14 protein-coding genes are annotated in these 16,928 nt (G+C 59.3%); 2 read left to right on the forward strand and 12 right to left on the reverse strand.

Going from position 1 to position 16,928, the window contains the following annotated elements; genetic code table 11:
- A partial coding sequence (locus VNM72_01685; protein ID HXF04109.1) for a carboxypeptidase-like regulatory domain-containing protein occupies window positions 1–2,086 on the reverse strand: 2,086 nt, incomplete at its 3' end.
- Window positions 2,087–2,510: 424 nt separating this feature from the next.
- Here VNM72_01685 and VNM72_01690 point away from each other — a divergent pair.
- Both VNM72_01690 and VNM72_01695 read left to right on the forward strand, forming a co-directional pair.
- Window positions 2,511–3,218, forward strand: coding sequence for a helix-turn-helix transcriptional regulator (locus VNM72_01690; protein HXF04110.1), 708 nt, complete (start codon window positions 2,511–2,513; stop codon window positions 3,216–3,218).
- Window positions 3,219–3,500: 282 nt separating this feature from the next.
- Window positions 3,501–3,710 (forward strand): hypothetical protein, encoded by a 210-nt coding sequence (locus VNM72_01695; GenBank protein ID HXF04111.1) that lies wholly within the window; start codon window positions 3,501–3,503, stop codon window positions 3,708–3,710.
- 481 nt (window positions 3,711–4,191) lie between these two features.
- On the opposite strand, the gene VNM72_01700 is transcribed toward VNM72_01695, so the two are convergent.
- The 11 genes from VNM72_01700 to clpB form a co-directional block, all read right to left on the reverse strand.
- The gene (locus VNM72_01700; protein HXF04112.1) at window positions 4,192–5,205 is read right to left on the reverse strand and encodes a tetratricopeptide repeat protein; all 1,014 of its coding nucleotides are present in this window, start codon (window positions 5,203–5,205) and stop codon (window positions 4,192–4,194) included.
- Window positions 5,206–5,301: 96 nt separating this feature from the next.
- Entirely contained in the window at window positions 5,302–5,790 is a 489-nt protein-coding gene (locus VNM72_01705; GenBank protein HXF04113.1) for an HIT domain-containing protein, read from the reverse strand.
- Window positions 5,791–5,795: 5 nt separating this feature from the next.
- Entirely contained in the window at window positions 5,796–6,125 is a 330-nt protein-coding gene (locus VNM72_01710) for an HU family DNA-binding protein (GenBank protein ID HXF04114.1), read from the reverse strand.
- A gap of 55 nt (window positions 6,126–6,180) precedes the next feature.
- Window positions 6,181–6,507 (reverse strand): divalent-cation tolerance protein CutA, encoded by a 327-nt coding sequence (cutA, locus tag VNM72_01715; GenBank protein HXF04115.1) that lies wholly within the window; start codon window positions 6,505–6,507, stop codon window positions 6,181–6,183.
- Between the two features lie 13 nt (window positions 6,508–6,520).
- Window positions 6,521–7,261 carry a bacillithiol biosynthesis deacetylase BshB1 gene (gene bshB1 / locus VNM72_01720; protein ID HXF04116.1) on the reverse strand — a complete coding sequence of 247 codons (741 nt, stop codon included), beginning with the start codon at window positions 7,259–7,261 and terminating at the stop codon, window positions 6,521–6,523.
- A 54-nt stretch (window positions 7,262–7,315) separates the two neighbouring features.
- Entirely contained in the window at window positions 7,316–8,452 is a 1,137-nt protein-coding gene (locus VNM72_01725; GenBank protein ID HXF04117.1) for a hypothetical protein, read from the reverse strand.
- 74 nt (window positions 8,453–8,526) lie between these two features.
- Window positions 8,527–9,972 (reverse strand): AmmeMemoRadiSam system protein A, encoded by a 1,446-nt coding sequence (amrA, locus tag VNM72_01730; GenBank protein HXF04118.1) that lies wholly within the window; start codon window positions 9,970–9,972, stop codon window positions 8,527–8,529.
- Between the two features lie 89 nt (window positions 9,973–10,061).
- Complete coding sequence (ftsH, locus tag VNM72_01735) at window positions 10,062–11,939, reverse strand: ATP-dependent zinc metalloprotease FtsH (protein HXF04119.1); 1,878 nt, start codon at window positions 11,937–11,939, stop codon at window positions 10,062–10,064.
- Window positions 11,940–12,101: 162 nt separating this feature from the next.
- Window positions 12,102–12,398 (reverse strand): hypothetical protein, encoded by a 297-nt coding sequence (locus VNM72_01740; protein HXF04120.1) that lies wholly within the window; start codon window positions 12,396–12,398, stop codon window positions 12,102–12,104.
- Window positions 12,399–12,561: 163 nt separating this feature from the next.
- Window positions 12,562–14,178, reverse strand: a complete 1,617-nt coding sequence (locus tag VNM72_01745) for a DegQ family serine endoprotease (protein ID HXF04121.1) — start codon at window positions 14,176–14,178, stop codon at window positions 12,562–12,564.
- A gap of 100 nt (window positions 14,179–14,278) precedes the next feature.
- Complete coding sequence (gene clpB, locus VNM72_01750; protein HXF04122.1) at window positions 14,279–16,927, reverse strand: ATP-dependent chaperone ClpB; 2,649 nt, start codon at window positions 16,925–16,927, stop codon at window positions 14,279–14,281.
- Window position 16,928: the final 1 nt, after the last annotated feature.

The following is a 16,928-nucleotide window of genomic DNA, read 5'->3' on the forward strand; positions in this document are numbered from 1 at the left end:
GGCCCGGATAGTTGGAGGAAACAACAAATCCCGCCAGCGTTCCCTCGGCAGGCGGAGTGGCGACAGCCCGTCCGGTATCGAAGACGGCATTGCGGCCTTGATCCTCACCGAGATGACCCAACCGTTCATACCGCAGGCCCAAATTGAGCGTCAGCCGGGAAAAGAGTTTGAAATCATCCTGAATGTAACCGGCTGCTTCCCAGACGCGCCAGTTGCGGTCGGACAATCCGATGAAATCAACCGAGGCAATGATATTGCTGAAATCGGGCACCGGCGCCGGTCCTGTCCCATTACGTGCGGCATCCAGTCCCATGAGAAAGTCAGGCCAGCTCAGGAAATTGAGTTGCCCGACAAACCGGAAATCCCTGACGTTGTATTGAAGGCGGCTGACACTGCCGCCCAGACGAATCGTGTGACGTCCTTTCACCCACGAGAGTGAATCCTGAATGGTATAGGTGTTCTGGATATGTGTGATGGGACTCCCGCCACCGAGATTGCAGCAACCCGAAATGATGATGTAGGGCAAATCGTCATAAAAAGACGACACCGTCGCCCCAACGCTGGAATAACTGAAGGCCGAAGACTGCCGGACCCGACTGGCTACGCGATGAAAACCGACGACCAGCTCGTTGAAGAGGTTCGAACTGAGTGAGTAATTGTACGAGAGGGTCAGGTTTTGGAACCGTTGATACATCTGTTGAGGGAAGCCAGGCAGCGATCCCGCCGGCATCGTGACCCGTTGCGTCGAATCGGCGATGAAGTACCGGCCAGAGATCGTACCTCGGTCCGATTGGATATAGTCAAAATTGAACATCCCTTGATCTTCATCAAAGCGGCAGGGATCGGAGAAAACGGCAAAGCCGCGAGAATCCAGCGGGCGAGATGGATCAAGTCCTTGAGGCGTCGGAATGACGTAGCCACCATCCGGACGCTTCACCTGCAAGATTTTCAGCGCCACGGGGTTGATGTTCGAGCCATCAGCTTGAATCGTCGGACCGACCCCAAACTGAGTCGGGAAAACGCCGCGCCGGCCGGCAAAAAGCGCCCCGATGGCTGCCGGCGAGCGATCATCGGTAAACGGTGGAAGCAAGGCTGAACTGGAACACCCCGCAGCGGCTCCGTTTCTCTGCCGCGTCCCTTGATAAGACGTGAAGAAAAGTAGTTTGTCTTTTCTGACAGGACCTCCCAGAGTCCCTCCAAATTGATTCTGATTCAAGACGGGCTTTGGTTGACCCGCCAGGTTGAAGAAAAAGTCGTTGGCATTCAGCGCTCGGTTTCGGAAGAAGTGAAAGAGATTGCCATGGAAATCGTTGCTGCCGCTTTTGGTCACGACGTTCACATTGGCCCCTCCACCCCGACCGAACGCCGCATCGTAGAGGGCCGTCTGAACCTTGAATTCTCGAATGGTGTCGGGATTCGGTATGGCCACACCCCCAGAGGCGCTTCCAGCTCCCGCGAGATCGTTGATCTGAACTCCATTCATCTGAAAGTTATTGTCGGCTGTGCGTCCGCCGTTGGCGTGAACGTCTCCGGCAGCCCCGGAGAGGCCACTACTGCCGCGTCCCAGCTCGGTCGCATTCGTCACGTTGGTGATGATCCCCGGTGACAGTCCCAGGATCTGAGTGTAATTTCGCGTGACCAGTGGAAGATCCCTCACCTCACGTTCACTTGTCACCCGTCCCAAAGTCACCGACTGAATCTGCACTAACTCCTCGCCCGCTTCCACCGTCACCGACTCAACCGTCTCGCCCACATCAAGCTGAACGTTGAGCGTCGTCACCTCCGTGACAACCACTGCCACTCCGGTGCGTGTGGCCAGCTTAAACCCCGCTCGATTCACCTGGACGGTATATGAACCTGGCGGGAGCAAGGCAATGCGATAACTCCCATCGGGACCTGAGAGAACCGACCGCGTCTCTCCCGTTGACTCATTCGTCGCCGTCACAGTCGCCTCCGAAACGACAGCTCCTCGCGGGTCAAAGATGGTCCCTGCCAGTGCTCCCGTTGAAGCAGTCTGAGCCCAACCGGGACCCGGTGCGAGGACGGCAACAAAGAGGGAAGCGGCGAAGATAACCGTCCGTATCATGGTGTTTCCTCCCTATCTTGCTTTAACTATATGATGACCAACGTCAGTAACCGCTGCCTTCCCTAAGGATTGGCCGGATGTGCCATTATACCGAGAAAATTTTTCATGTCAACTGAAATTTACAAAATCTTTTGAAAAAACAGTTGCCTTCCCCCCAATCTGCCCGCAGGCAAGCGCCAGAGGCTTTCGGCCAGGGGATACGGGGATCCTCATTGAACATTATAACTCTCGATATTCTAAGTAATTGCACGTTACAGCCAACAGGCTTGAACTGATTGCACCGGAATCACCCAAGGGTGTCTAATGTAAGAGGGTAATCCACAGGGGGAATGTTACATAATTTTTGGCTCATACGTCAAAACACTTTGGTTCACTCAAAAGAAAAATTGACACCACCAGGCGGACTCCACTAGAATGGCAGGCGATGAATGCCGAGCAGAAAAAGCAGCTCCTTACTTTTCTGACATCGCTTGTGGAGGCTCTGGGGAAAGCTCTCGGACCGAACTGCGAGATTGTGCTTCACGATTTCGACCACCCGGAAAGCTCCATTATTGCCATCGCCAATGGACACATTACTGGGCGCAAGGTGGGAGACACACTCGATGTACTGGGGTTCCAGTTATTGCGACAGGGACCAACATCTGACCTGTTCAACTATCGAACGACCACCAAGACGGGGAAAGTCCTGCGATCATCCTCGATTTTCCTCCGCGACGAATCGGGCGAAATCTTTGGCTCGATCTGCATTAACTACGACATTTCGGGCCTGCTGAATCTTCAGGAATGGATAAACCGGGAGCTGCAGACGTCCGACGTTGTCCTGGATGAAAAGTTCGAGCACACGGTCGAAGAGGTGCTGGAAGCCCTTGTGCAAAGTGCTTTGGCAGCAACCGGCAAACCCATTTCTGATCTCACCCGCGAAGAAAAAATTGGTGTCATCGCTCATCTCGAATCCAAAGGGGCATTCCTCATTCGCTATTCCGTTGACCGGGTGGCCGAGTTGCTCAATCTATCCAAGTACACCATCTACAATTACCTGGATGAGATCAAGGCTCGCAGGAGCAGGTCTGAGACCACCGCTTCGCGCACGACGCGAAAAAACTCTGTCTCCTCGGCCGAGACAGGGACCTGATGCTTCGGGATTTCTCCCGACCGACACGGCAGCTTAACTGACCGGATCCGTTACAGGTCCCACCTTTGGCATACGCTCTCCGTTCAGCTCAATTGTCATAGCACGTTCCCATTCCAAAATAGCACGACGGATGGCAACCGGTGTGGCTCAAAGGCTTCGGGAAGCCACGGTATGTTTTGCTCGGGGAGTCGGGCCCAACCTCACCGGGAGCGACACCGCGCCCTCACTACAGGCAGTCCAATCCCAACTCCACCAGCACACGACGTAACAAGCGTCATGCGGATGGGACTGACTGGCCACGTTCGGCGCGTGGGGATTGCCAGAGGGGAGAAGCTGCGCCAGGTGGTGGAGCGGACCTCGACCTCTCTGCACCTGGGCACCGGATGGCCTGGATGGCCGGTTGTATTGCGCGCGGATGTCGGATATGAAGCAGGACTCGCTGGTGGGAGTGGTGCGAGAGAGAAAGCGCAGGGAGTGGAGGTGACGGTTTGAGCCATCGGGTGCAAAAGTCATGGCTGTGGGGAGATACCAAATTGCGGATTGGGAAATGCCGATTTTGGATTGATCAGTTCCGATTCCGTAGCCATTTATCCGCAGTTAATGGGAGTCTTTCAAAAGGCAATTGGTATGAGGGTGATTGGGCAACCGGCGTACTCTGCCGAACTCAACCCCATCGAACGAGTCAGCGAGGGAGGTACCGCCGCTTGGCGTGGAAGGCCAAGTGTTCGGGGATCTCGAGCGGAAGAAAGCCGCCATTGAGCAGCAACGGCACCACCGGGCCGCCGATCCGGAGCGGGTCAAAAGTCTGGCCGAGTGGGTCTGGATACAGGAGGCCGTCACACGCCTTTTTCCAAATGGCTGTTCGTTAGGCAACTGGTATAAGATCATCCCCGAAGGTTCGGGTGGCGAATCCGGTGATTCTCCGAAAGCTGGCCCACGATGGCGAGGAAGTCAAACTTGGCTCCTTCGCTCCTCAACGGATTTGGGCGCGCAGAACCTGCCGCATTTTTTCGATCCGCTCGCGGACTTCCCTGGCGTTGGGGGCGTCGGGAACTTCCTTGAGATACTGTTCCGACTGTTCAATAGCCCTGGCGAGGTCTTTCTGCCGGATGAAGAGATTGGCCAGATGGAGCCGGACGATGGAGACGGCCGGCGGCTCGCCGAGCGACAACGCTTTTTCCCATTCCGCCTGAGCTTTTTGCAACTCGTTCATCTGAAAGAGCGCCAGCCCCAAGAGCATCCGACTCGACCAATTGCCGGGATCCAGCTCGACCGCCCGCTCCAAGGAAGTTACGGCGTCGGCGAACGCCCGCTGCTGAAGGTAGAGCAATCCGATATTGATGTGGGGATGAGGAGCCTGAGGATCAATCTCCAGCGCCCGCCGGAATGTCGCCAGCGCCTCCGAGGAGCGGTTGAGCTTCATGTATTGCACACCGAGATCGTTGAGAGCCTGCACATAATGGGGATGTAGCTCCAGTGCTCGTTGGAAATGAGCGATGGCCTTTTCGGCATTTCCCCGGCGCGCCTCTTTGCTTCCCCGCTCGTATTCTTTTCGTGCCGCCTTGGGGACCGCCGTTGCCAGTGAACTGACCGACACCAGGCCAGCCTTCGGGCGGGAACGAGAGGCCGTTTCTTTCTCGCGCAAGAAGAGATTTTGAGTGAAGGTTCGGGAACTCCGCGAGAAAACTTCAATCCTCTCAACAGCGGTCTCGAATTGATTCGTCTCCCACACGACGATCTCATAATTGCCGTTGGGGACGAAACGAAACTCAAAGTTACCTACCGAGTCGGTGAAGGTCTCGGCAACAATGCTTTGAGCCGATGTTCGAAGAGTGACGCGCAGTGGACCTTCGGCAGGTGCACCGCTTGGCAGGAAAACGCGGCCCCGGATGGAGTGAACGGCGGCACTGCCGGGGACTCCCCGTTCCACCTGCCCCGACTGGGCCGCTGCCAGGCCACTGGCCGTGACCAGGAATACCACCAACATCCCGAAGGGTCTCATCGGTTTCACGCCTCCTGAATACAATCAGTGCGGCTCTTAGTACAATCGAGGCGTCACCGGAGACCTCACTTCGTGATCGGGTCACCCGGGAGGATGCGAGAAATGACGTTTGAGCTTCTCGTAAGTCCTCGGTAAGTCCTCCGGCAGAACGCGGGTTTCACCGATGACGGTGGTGAAATTGGTATCGCCAAACCAGCGCGGCAGGATGTGGAGATGGAAGTGATCGGCGATGCCCGCCCCGGCGGCCCGTCCGAGGTTCATGCCCAGGTTAAAGCCGTGCGGTCGGTAGACCTCATCGAGAACGCGGGCGCACCATTTCGCCAGATCCATCATTTCATCGGTCGTGCTCTTGGGGGCATCGGCAAACGACGCGATGTGGGCAAAAGGTGCGATCATCAGATGGCCGGTCGTATAGGGGTAGAGATTCATGATGATGAAATTCTCCTTCCCCCGATAAAGAATGAGAGCCGCCTCATCGCTGAGCGTTGGAGCCTGGCAGAAGACACAGCCGGTGACAGTTTCTGCTGTCGTGACGTACTGAAATCTCCACGGACTCCAGAGAAAATCCATCGGCCTTACTGATTGATGAGCTCCTTCAGCTCCTTGCCCGGTCGGAAGTAGGGCGTGCGCTTGGCCGGCACATCAACCGCTTCGCCGGTCTTGGGATTGCGACCGCGGCGGGGTCCGCGCTCACGGAATCGAAAGGATCCAAATCCGCGCAGCTCAATTCCCTCTCCGCGCTTGAGAGCGGAGATCATGCTTTCGAGGACCGTCTCGACGATGACCTGCGAATCTTTCCGTGCCAGCTCGGCCATCCGGGCGACTTCATCAATTAAATCGGCCTTGGTCATGGTCTTGCGCGCGCTCGGACGGCTCTCGGCAGGTTTATAGGCTTCACTCTCCATAACTCTCTTCTCCTTGAAAAAGTTGGCCAAAAACTAACAAAAACTCAGTGTCATATCAAGTCGGGGTCACGGACTCCCGGAGCCAGGCGAGATACGACTCCGCACCGGCCACAATGGGCAGAGCGATGATCTCCGGCACCTGATAGCTGTGCAAGGCGGTGACCGTCGCCCTCAGTTCGTCGAAGCGATCACGATGCGTTTTGACGATGAGCACCACCTCCTGATCCCGACAAAGCTCGCCCTGCCAGCGATAGACGGATTCGACGTGAGGAACGAGCGTCACGCATCCGGCCAGACGCCGATTCACCAACTCCTCGGCGATGCGCTGAGCTTCTTCGCGCGTGCTCGTCGTCATCAAGACGACCAAAAAATCATCGTTCATACGCGTTAGAGCTTCAAGAATACAGGTTGAGCGGGCGGGCGAGCAAGCGCACCGGATCATCCACGCCAAGCGCCTCCTTGACATAAAAGGCCTCGCCGTACTCAACATCAATGAGAGCGCCAAAGTAGCGATGGCGGGCCTCAATGCGACGCAGGAAGCTCTCCTGGCTCAATCGGGTTTCCGGTTCCTGATTTTGCGGGTCGTACAACTGGGAGCGATAGGCGCGGATCGCCCGCATTTTTTCCTCGAAGAACTCGCTGATGTCCACGATGAACGTGGGCGTCACCGTGCGCGGGAACAGAAAGTGAGCGATAGCGGAGGGCCGATGGCGTTCGAGCCCGCTCTCGGCATCGAACTTAATGAGTCCCGCCAGGTAGGCTGCCTGGCGGACAATGGCCGATGTGGCAGCGTGATCGGGATGCGGGTCTTCCCAGTAGTGCGTGAGGATCAGCGTAGGCCGATACCGGCGAATCGCCCGCACCACGGCCACTTTCGCTCGCTCATCGCACGTGAGGCGGCCATCGGGGAGTCCCAGGTTCTCCCGCACAGCCAGCCGGAGAATCGCCGTTGCTTCCGCCGCTTCCCGGGCCCGAATGTCGGCCGTCCCTCGCGTGCCCGATTCTCCCCGCGTCATGTCAACCACCCCTGTTCGATATCCCAGGGCTGCCAGCTTGATGAGCGTCCCCCCAATGGAAATTTCCGCATCGTCGGGATGAGCAGCGAACACGAGAACATCCACCCTTTGATCCGTCATCGTTTCACCTCACCGCACAATCTGACGAGCGTCCCGCTCTTTTGAACCCGTCCCCTAGAATCGCAGGAAGGCTCCCAGGCTACCGAGGGCAGCCAGTTTCTCCGCCGCCGGACCTCGAAGTTCCTCCACCGCTCCTCCCCTGGCGAGAACCCGCTCGATAGCCCGGTCGAGAAGATTGGGAGTGGCTTCGAGCGCGCCCCCGCAGTAGAGGCATGCATGAGTGGCCGCGTCCAGATAGAGGGCGCCACAGGCCGTACAGACGGAGCCCTGAAGCATCGAGTTCCTCGCATACAGGAGCCGCCAGACGCGCCCCTCCGAGACCGCCTGAATCGTATCCGCGGCACCGACGGTCGCATTCCCTCCTTTATGGGCCGTCGTCACCAGTTTCTCAACAAGCTCCAGCTCTCTGTTTCGCTCAGTCGCCGCCTCGATTTTCTGCACCTCGGCCAGAATGTCAGATACGGACGCGGTGATGGGAACCGAGATCGTCCCCACGACGCGCGACCGCAACGCCTTCGGCAGGACTCGCTGAAGCTCGCTCACGGCTTCAACCGTCCCGCCCAGCACTAACCGATCAAAGTGATACTGAGCCGCCAGCTCGGTCAGTTTTTCGGCGACGTTCTTGACATGACCGTGAACGTGTTGATCGTGGTGCCGCTGCAGGTTCTTCTGCGACCAGAGCCGATCGGTGCTCGTGGTCACAGTTCGTCGGGGCACCTCGTCGAAGACCTGATGATGTTCCTCGACGTCGCCGAGGTAGACGGTGAACAATCGCGCCCGTTCCTTATCCACCAGCACGACGCCATAGCGCTCATACTCATCGAGCGCCTCGACCAGCGGCTGATAGTACGGCGCAGGAGCGAACCGCGCCACCGAGGGAAGAATGATGGGAAGATCACGATCCCACCAGAATCCCCGACGGGAATCGCTGAAGATGACCAGACTCTTCTTCCGGGGGGTGTAGTCCCGGATAAAACGGAGAACCTTTTCCCGATTCGCTTCGAATTCCGAGCGAAGATGGTTGGAGATGTCCCGTTCAACCTCTTTGAGGAGCTGAGTCGCCGTTCGCTCAAATCCTCGATTGAGATTACCCGGCTTGGACTGATCCACATCAAGATAGAGGCTGAGGACGTGACCCTCGCCCTCAGGTCCGTAACGCTGGAGCATTTCCAGATCCCTGTATGAAACCATTGTTCCCTCCTAACGTCGGTTGCTCTGGATTCCGGAGGAGACACCGATCGGCCCGCTGGGCCGACAGGTGGTCCTTACTCCGATTTTTCCTTCAGCCGCTCCACCGTGAACCGCCAGTACGTCACCGGGGTGCCCGGTGGGATGCCCGCTTTGCGCAACGCCAGCTCGATCTGCCTCTCCACCGTCGTAATTCCCGGCAGATCGGGCAGGAGCAATCCCCTCCGTCCGTCGGCGCTCTCCACAATCAATCCGTAACGCGAAGGATCGAGATCGTTCGGGCCCGCGACCCGCTCCGGCGGGGACAGCACATCAACCGAAAAGACCAACCGATCGAGTTCATCAGCAGTCACCGGAGGAAATCGAGGGTCAGCCGTTGCCGCCGACACGGCATTGTGAATGACTTCCTCGACAATGGTCTTGCGCGTCGGGTGAATCGTTCCCACGCAGCCGCGCAATTCACCGTCGCGGGTCTTGATGCTGACGAAAACGCCCGACGGGCGCGCCCATCGTCCGCTGATGGGCTCCGGAGCCGGCATGATCTTTCCCTGAGAGAGATAATAGGCGACCGATTGCCGGGCCATAGCAGGCAGATCAATCTCCGGTTGGGCTGCTGCCGCCGGTTCAGGAGCGGGATCCAGGCCCGGCGACGCCGCCACGTCGCTTCGTTCCGTTCGATCGCCCTCGGCGGACGGCTCCTTTGATCCATTGTCCGAAGAAGAATAGTCGGCCAGTACGGCCGCCATGTAGCCGACGCCGAACGGACCCTCGTAGGAAAAGACCTCCGTGCGATGGAGTTTCCGGCCGATGGCGCCATAGGCGATGAGCAGCGAACGATAGATGTCCTCGCCGGCTTCCTCCCGCAGATCGGGATCAATGGCGAGAATCTTCTCGAAATCACCTTCTCGAAGAGCGGCGACGATGGCCTCGTCATAGAGATGGGCGCGTTCGCTGAACCCTGCGGGTGCATCCGGCTTCAGCCGATGACTCATGTCTCCACTGGCACAAATGGCCAGGCGGAGGTTCAATTGTGCAGCGGCATCAGCAATCGCCTCGCCAAAGCGGACATGCTCCCTCGCGGGCAAAAAGGAGAGTCCCACCACAGCTACCTTCGATGTCCACCCCGCTTTCACCAGATAGTAGAGTGGAACCATCGTGCCGTGATCGAGTCGCCGACCGGCGGGAATAAGCCAGAGGGGAATGTTTCGCTCCTGGCACAGAGCGGCCAGCCGAGACAGCAAGACGAGGTCATTGCTGATGGTGAACTCCACCTCCGGGGCGCCGAAATCCCAGAAGTCGCCTCGCAATCGGGGTCCACTATAGGCGCTGAATGAACGAGGATCCAGCGGTGCATGAGGACTGATGATGACGACCGTATCCGGTCCAGAAGCTACCAGCCGCTGCATCATCCGCTCAACGCCGCGGACCGTCGCCATGCACTCGGCCAACCGGTCGCCTCCGATCTCCGGGACGATAATTGGCGGATGCGGCGAGACACCGGCAAATACGACAGCCGATCTCATAGGCCTGACCTCCTTGTTGAATCTCGGCGAGCGGCCTGCACTCGAACCCCTGCACCAGCGTCGTCGGCCCCCTCCGGCGACGACCGTCCTCATCCCGCCGGGGGTTGTACATCCCTTTCCGAGGCGGATCCGGTCGGTTCTTCCGCCTCCTGCAGCAGTCGCATGAGTTCCGCCCGATCCAGCGTCTCCCGAACCATCAATTCCTGAGCAATTCGCACCAACGCTTTTTCTCGCTGCACAAGCAGCGACCGCGCTCGATCATACGCCTGGGCGATGAGCCGGTTCACTTCGTCGTCAATGATCTGGGCCGTCTCCTCGCTGAAATCTCGCTCCTCGGCCGCCGGCAGAGGACCGCGCAGAAACTGGCCGTCGAGCGGGCGTCCGAACGTTCGCGGTCCCAAGCGCGTGCTCATGCCGAAACGCGTCACCATCTGCCGGGCGATTTCGGTTGCCTGCTCCAAATCGTTATGCACCCCGGTGGAGGACACCCCGAAGATCAGTTCCTCCGCCGCTCGCCCGCCCAGAAGCACGGCCAGGCGATCCTCGAGTTCCGACTTGGTGTAGAGATAGCGGTCGTCCGCCGGCAGTTGCAACGTAACGCCGAGCGCTCCAATCGAGCGAGGGATGATCGTCACCTTGTGAACCGGATCGGCATGAGGCAGCGACAGCGCCACGAGCGCATGACCAACTTCATGATAAGCGACGCGTTCTTTGATGGCCGGAGACATGGCACGATTCTTTTTCTCCAACCCGAGCATGACGCGGTCAATCGCCTCCTCAAAGTCGCGCATCTCGACCGCCTCCGAGCCTCGTCGGGCGGCCAGAAGCGCCGCCTCATTCACGATATTGGCCAGATCGGCACCCACCATCCCCGGCGTCCGCGCCGCCAGCACGCGGAAATCCACATCGGCCCCCACGCGAACCTTTCGGGCATGGACCTTGAGGATCTCCTCACGACCGGTTATATCCGGGCGATCTACGATGATGCGGCGATCAAATCGCCCGGCCCGGAGCAAGGCCGGATCCAGGATCTCCGGTCGGTTGGTCGCCGCCATGATGATGACGCCCTTGGAGGAATCGAATCCGTCCATTTCGACGAGGAGCTGATTGAGCGTCTGTTCCCGCTCATCATGCGCTCCGATGAAGGCTCCCCCGACGGCCCGCATCTTGCCGATCGCATCGAGTTCATCAATGAAGACGATGCAGGGGGCCTTTTTCTTGGCCTGCTCGAAGAGGTCGCGGACGCGCGCCGCCCCCACGCCGACGAACATCTCGACGAACTCCGATCCCGAAATCGAGAAAAACGGAACGCCCGCTTCCCCGGCCACCGCCCGCGCGAGCAGGGTCTTCCCCGTTCCCGGAGGTCCGACGAGCAGAACGCCTTTGGGGATGCGCCCGCCCAGGCGCTGGTACCGAGCGGGACTCTTCAAAAAATCCACGATCTCGACGAGTTCAGCCTTGGCCTCATCCACGCCGGCGACGTCGGCGAATGTGACGCGCTGGTCGCTGCTGGTGTCGTAAATTTTCGCCTTGCTGCGGCCAAAGGTCAGGACGCTACTGCCCCCCTGCGCCAGCCGCCTCATGCCATAGCCCCAAATCGCTCCCAAAATCAGCAGCGGCAGCACCCAGTAGAGGAAGAACTGCTCCAGCCAGGAAGTGCGCTCAATCACCCCGGAGAATTTCACCTGCCGTTCCTGCAGTTCCTTCAGCAATGACGTCTCTTCTATGCCGGGAAGTCGAGTGGCGACCACCAGCCGATTCCCCTCCCGGAGGCGGGCGCGAATCTCACTCTCGCCGATCCAGACCTCCGCGACTTTGCCGCTCCGAAGGTGATCGAGAAGTTCACTGTAGGGAATCGGGTGAGGACGAGGAAAGGGGCTGAACTGCTGGAGCGAGATCAGCAGTCCCACCGTGAGGATGAGATAAAAGATGTTGAAGACCCACTTTTGTCGCGTGGTCTTATCCATCGTTCGATTCCGACACCGAGATCGCGCCCGACAAGCACTCCCCCGGAGTCAAGGACTGCACGCCGTCACTCGAGCTAATGCGTTGCCCGAAAGCCGGTCGGAAAAGCCGCCCCGCGAGGATTCCTTTCAGCGCCACTGCCGGCCTCTCACGCGGCGTTCACCTTAGGCCGCCTTGCGAAACTCCGGCTGACCGAACAGCTCTTCTTCGGTGATCTCGCGTCCGGTCTCTAAATCGGGATCGGCGCTATCAACGAGGAAATAGCGTCGGTTGCCGGGAATGCGCCGTTCGATCCATTGGCGATTGAGAACGGCCGGGACGTAAACGATCAGATCGGGATTCGAATTTTTACTCCGTCGGACTCCCAGCTCGCTATCCCAGACGGCGATATAGGTGTGGCCTCCTCGCTCGAGGGTCAGGATGTCACCGTTGGCCCGTCGCAGGATGTAATAGGTTGCCATCGCTTGCCCCCTCCATCGCCTGAGATAATTATGGCCATCACCGAATCGAGACTTCGCGCGGTGACGACGATCACCCGCCCGCTGTCCAACCTCAAATCCTCGTGAGAGAGGAACCCGAGGCGTCTCGGGCTCCTCCTCCCTGATACGCGAAGCGACATATCGCTCAACCGCGCGGGGCGATGTCCACATAGCCAGTGCTGCCTGAGCGCGAGAAGTAGACGCGCAGCAGGGCCCGCCGTCGCCCGACCCGCGAGACAGCCTGACGAAACGCTTCCACCGATGTCACCGGCTGCCGATTCACTTCAATGATCACGTCGCCGGGTTGCAATCCGACTTCGGCCGCGGGGCTGTCCGGGTCAATATCGCTGATGATCACACCGGTGATGCTTCGAGGAATATCAAAGCGATTGCGCAGCGAGGGCGTCAGCTCATCCACGGCGATTCCACTGAGCGTATTCCCGCTGTCATTGGATTCCGGCATGCGGCTCACCCGCTCCGCCGGTCGCTCACCAAGCTCCACCGTCACTTTTTGTTCGCGCCCGTTACGGATGAGCGTGAGCGTCACCCGCGTTCCCGGCGGCGTCAATCCCACCATGTTTTTCAGGTGATCGGCGTCGTTGACGCGCTGTCCGTTGAACTCAATGATGACATCGCCGTTGCGGATTCCCGCGCGATCGGCCGGTCCATCCGGCACGACATTTCCCACGAGTGCTCCCCGGCGATCCTTCAACTCGAATTGCTCGACCATCCCTTCGGTCAGGTTCTGGATCTCCACTCCGAGATACCCGCGAACGACCTTGCCATACTTGAGAATGCGGTCCATCACCTCGCGGGCCATATTGATGGGAATGGCGAACCCGACGCCGGCATTGGCCTGTATGCCGCGCGTGAAGATGGCCGTGTTAATGCCGATCAACTCGCCCCGCATGTTGACCAGAGCGCCACCGGAATTCCCCGGATTGATCGCCGCGTCCGTCTGAATGAAATCGCCATACTCGGCAATTCCCAGGTTTCCGCGACCGGTCGCGCTAATGATGCCAAAGGTGACCGTTTGCTGTAACTCCCGCCGAAACGGATTCCCGATGGCGATGACGAAATCGCCCACCTGCACCCGCGACGAATCACCCAGGGTGATGGCCGGAAGCTTCTGGGCGTCAATCTTCAGCACAGCGACATCACTTTGAGGATCCGTTCCGACGACGCGCGCTTTGAAAACACGCTGATCGGCCAGCCGCACGGTGACCTCTGTCGCTCCCTCGACCACGTGATTGTTGGTCAGAATGTAGCCATCCGGACTCACGATCACGCCCGATCCGAGCCCTTCCTGCGTATATTCGCGGGGTTGACGGGGAGTGCCGAAAAATCGGCGGAAGAAGGGATCGTCGAAAAAGAAATCAATCCCTTGAGATCGCACCCTTGACTTGGTCTCGATGCTGACGACGGAGTCGCGCACAGCCCGGACGACCGGGCCGAGACCTTCGGTGAGCGATACGTTGCCCATACTGGAGCCGGAGGCCACGGGCGCACCGCTGGCGAGATAAATGGGCACGCGGGAATCGTTGCGAGGAAATGGCGCCCAGGACGTCCACGCCGTGAGGATCGAGCCCATCACCGCACCAATGAGAAGCAGGAGAGTGACTCCCGCCCCCAGGCGCACGCGCCGATCTCTCAGCCACCATCCGGGGGACCACCCCCGGCGACTCGAGGCAACCGTGGACCGGTCGAACTCGGCCGCAGTCGGTTGTAGCGAAGCGTCGGGTTTGACATTCATCGTTTCCATGTTTCACTCCTTCCGTCATCGAAGAATTTCGGCCAGCTCCTCCGATGCGATTGGCTGCCGGCCCTTGATGTTATGACGTTCTCCCGCACACCCGATCGGGCTATTCGCTGGCGACCGGAGCGGCGGCCCGCTCAGTCGAAAAGACCAATCTTCCGCCGTCATAATCCACCGTGACACGGGAATTATCGCGCACCTCTCCCTGCAAGACCAGCTTGGCCAGAGGATTCTCCAGCTCGCGTTGAATGACCCGCTTGAGCGGACGGGCCCCGAAGACCGGATCGTACCCGACGCGCGCCAGCCACTCCCGGGCGGCATCGGTCACGTGGAGCGCGATCTGCCGGTCACTCAGCCGCTGCTGCAACCGGCGAAGCTGAATCTCGACGATCTCTTTGAGATGGTCCTCGGTCAACGCATGAAAGACGACGATCTCGTCCACCCGGTTGAGGAACTCGGGCCGGAAGGTTCGCCGAAGTTCCGCCAGAACCGTCTCCTTCATCCGCTCGTACCGATCGCCGCTGGCGGCGCCACGATATTCGAGGATGAGATTGCTGCCGATGTTGGAGGTCATGATGATGATGGTGTTCTTGAAATCAACCGTGCGACCGTGACTGTCGGTCAGCCGCCCATCGTCGAGAATTTGCAAGAGCAGATTGAAGACATCCCAGTGGGCCTTCTCGATCTCGTCAAAGAGGACGACCGAATAGGGACGCCGTCGAACCGCTTCGGTCAATTGCCCGCCCTCCTCGTAGCCGACGTAGCCGGGCGGCGCTCCGATCAGGCGAGCGACCGAATGCTTCTCCATGTACTCGGACATGTCAATGCGAATGAGCGCCCGTTCATCATCGAAGAGCGACTCGGCCAGCGCGCGGGCCAGCTCCGTTTTCCCCACGCCGGTGGGACCGAGGAAAATGAAACTGCCGATGGGCCGATTGGGATCTTTCAATCCGGCGCGCGCCCGACGCACGGCCTCGGCCACGGCGCTCACGGCTTCGTCCTGGCCGACGATCCGGCGATGCAGTTCCTCCTCCAGGCGGAGCAACTTTTGAATCTCCCCTTCGAGGAGCTTGCTCACCGGGATGCCCGTCCAGCGACTGACGACCTCGGCGATGTCTTCCTCATCCACTTCTTCCTTGAGTAATCGCGTTCCCCCGCGCTGCTCGACCAGCTCGGTGAGGGCTTTCTCGCTCTCTCGAATCTTCCTCTCCAGCTCGACGAGTCGTCCGTACTTCAATTCGGCCGCCCGATTCAGATCATACGCCCGCTCCGCTTGTTCGATGAGGATCTTCGTCTCCTCGACCTGCTCACGGAGCTGGCGAAGATCGGCGATGATTTTCTTCTCCTGCTCCCATTGAGTTTTGAGCCCATCGGCCTGGACGCGCAATTCGGCCAGCTCTTCTTCGAGCTTGCGCAACCGTTCCCGCGAAGCGGCATCCGTCTCCCGCTTCAATCCCTCGCGCTCGATTTCCAGTTGCATGATGCGCCGGAGGATCTCGTCCAGCTCCGACGGCATCGAGTCAATTTCCGTACGCAGCCGCGCGGCCGCTTCATCCACCAGATCAATGGCTTTATCCGGGAGAAAACGATCGGAGATATAGCGGTTGCTCAGGACGGCGGCCGCGACCAGAGCGGAATCCTTGATCCGCACGCCATGATGCACCTCGTAGCGTTCCTTCAGGCCGCGAAGGATCGAGATCGTATCTTCAACGCTCGGCTCCCCCACGAGGATGGGTTGGAAGCGTCGCTCTAGCGCGGCATCCTTCTCGATGTACTTGCGGTACTCGTCCAGAGTGGTCGCGCCGATGCACCGCAGCTCGCCGCGCGCCAGCATGGGCTTGAGGAGATTTCCCGCATCCATCGTGGCTCCTTCCGCCCGACCGGCTCCGACGACCGTGTGCAACTCGTCAATGAACAGGATGATCTCTCCCTGCGACTCCTGAACCTCGCGCAAAACCGCCTTGAGCCGTTCCTCAAATTCGCCGCGATACTTGGCCCCGGCGATCAATGCGCCCATGTCGAGCTGGACGACCCGCTTGTGTTTGAGCCCTTCGGGGACATCGCCTCGAATGATGCGCTGAGCCAGTCCTTCAACAATCGCCGTTTTCCCCACGCCGGGCTCACCGATGAGGACGGGATTGTTTTTCGTCCGGCGGGAGAGAACCTGCATCACCCGACGAATCTCCTCGTCCCGTCCGATGACAGGATCGAGCTTCCCCTGACCGGCTAACTGCGTGAGATCGCGCCCGTAGCGTTCGAGCGCCTGATAGGTCGCTTCGGGCGTGGGACTGGTGACGCGCTGCGTCCCGCGAATTTGCAGCAGGGCTTTCATCAAACGATCGCGCGTCAGACCCGCCTCAGCGAGAATACGGCCCGCCGCTGTCGCTCGCCCCTCCTCCACCATGGCGAGGAGAACATGCTCGACGCTGATGTACTCGTCGCGGAACTTCTTCGCCTCATCCTCGGCCGCCACAAACAACCGATTGAGTCGCCCCGTGAGATAAACCTGATCCGGTCCGGCGGCCGGTCCGCTCACTTTCGGCCAGCGGGCCAGTTCCTGCTCCAACCGGGTGATCACCTGAGCCGGATCAACGCCCGCCCGTTGCAGGATCGTGGGAGCCAGACCACCTTCCTGCTGCAGCAACGCGAGCAACAGATGCTCCACGTCAATGTGCTGATGGCTATAGCGAGCGGCGATCGCTTGAGCCGCACGAATTCCATCCTGAAGCTTTTCCGTCATTCGGTTGATGTCCATA

It is taken from the genome of Blastocatellia bacterium (assembly GCA_035573895.1).
Taxonomy (GTDB): Bacteria; Acidobacteriota; Blastocatellia; order HR10; family HR10; genus DATLZR01.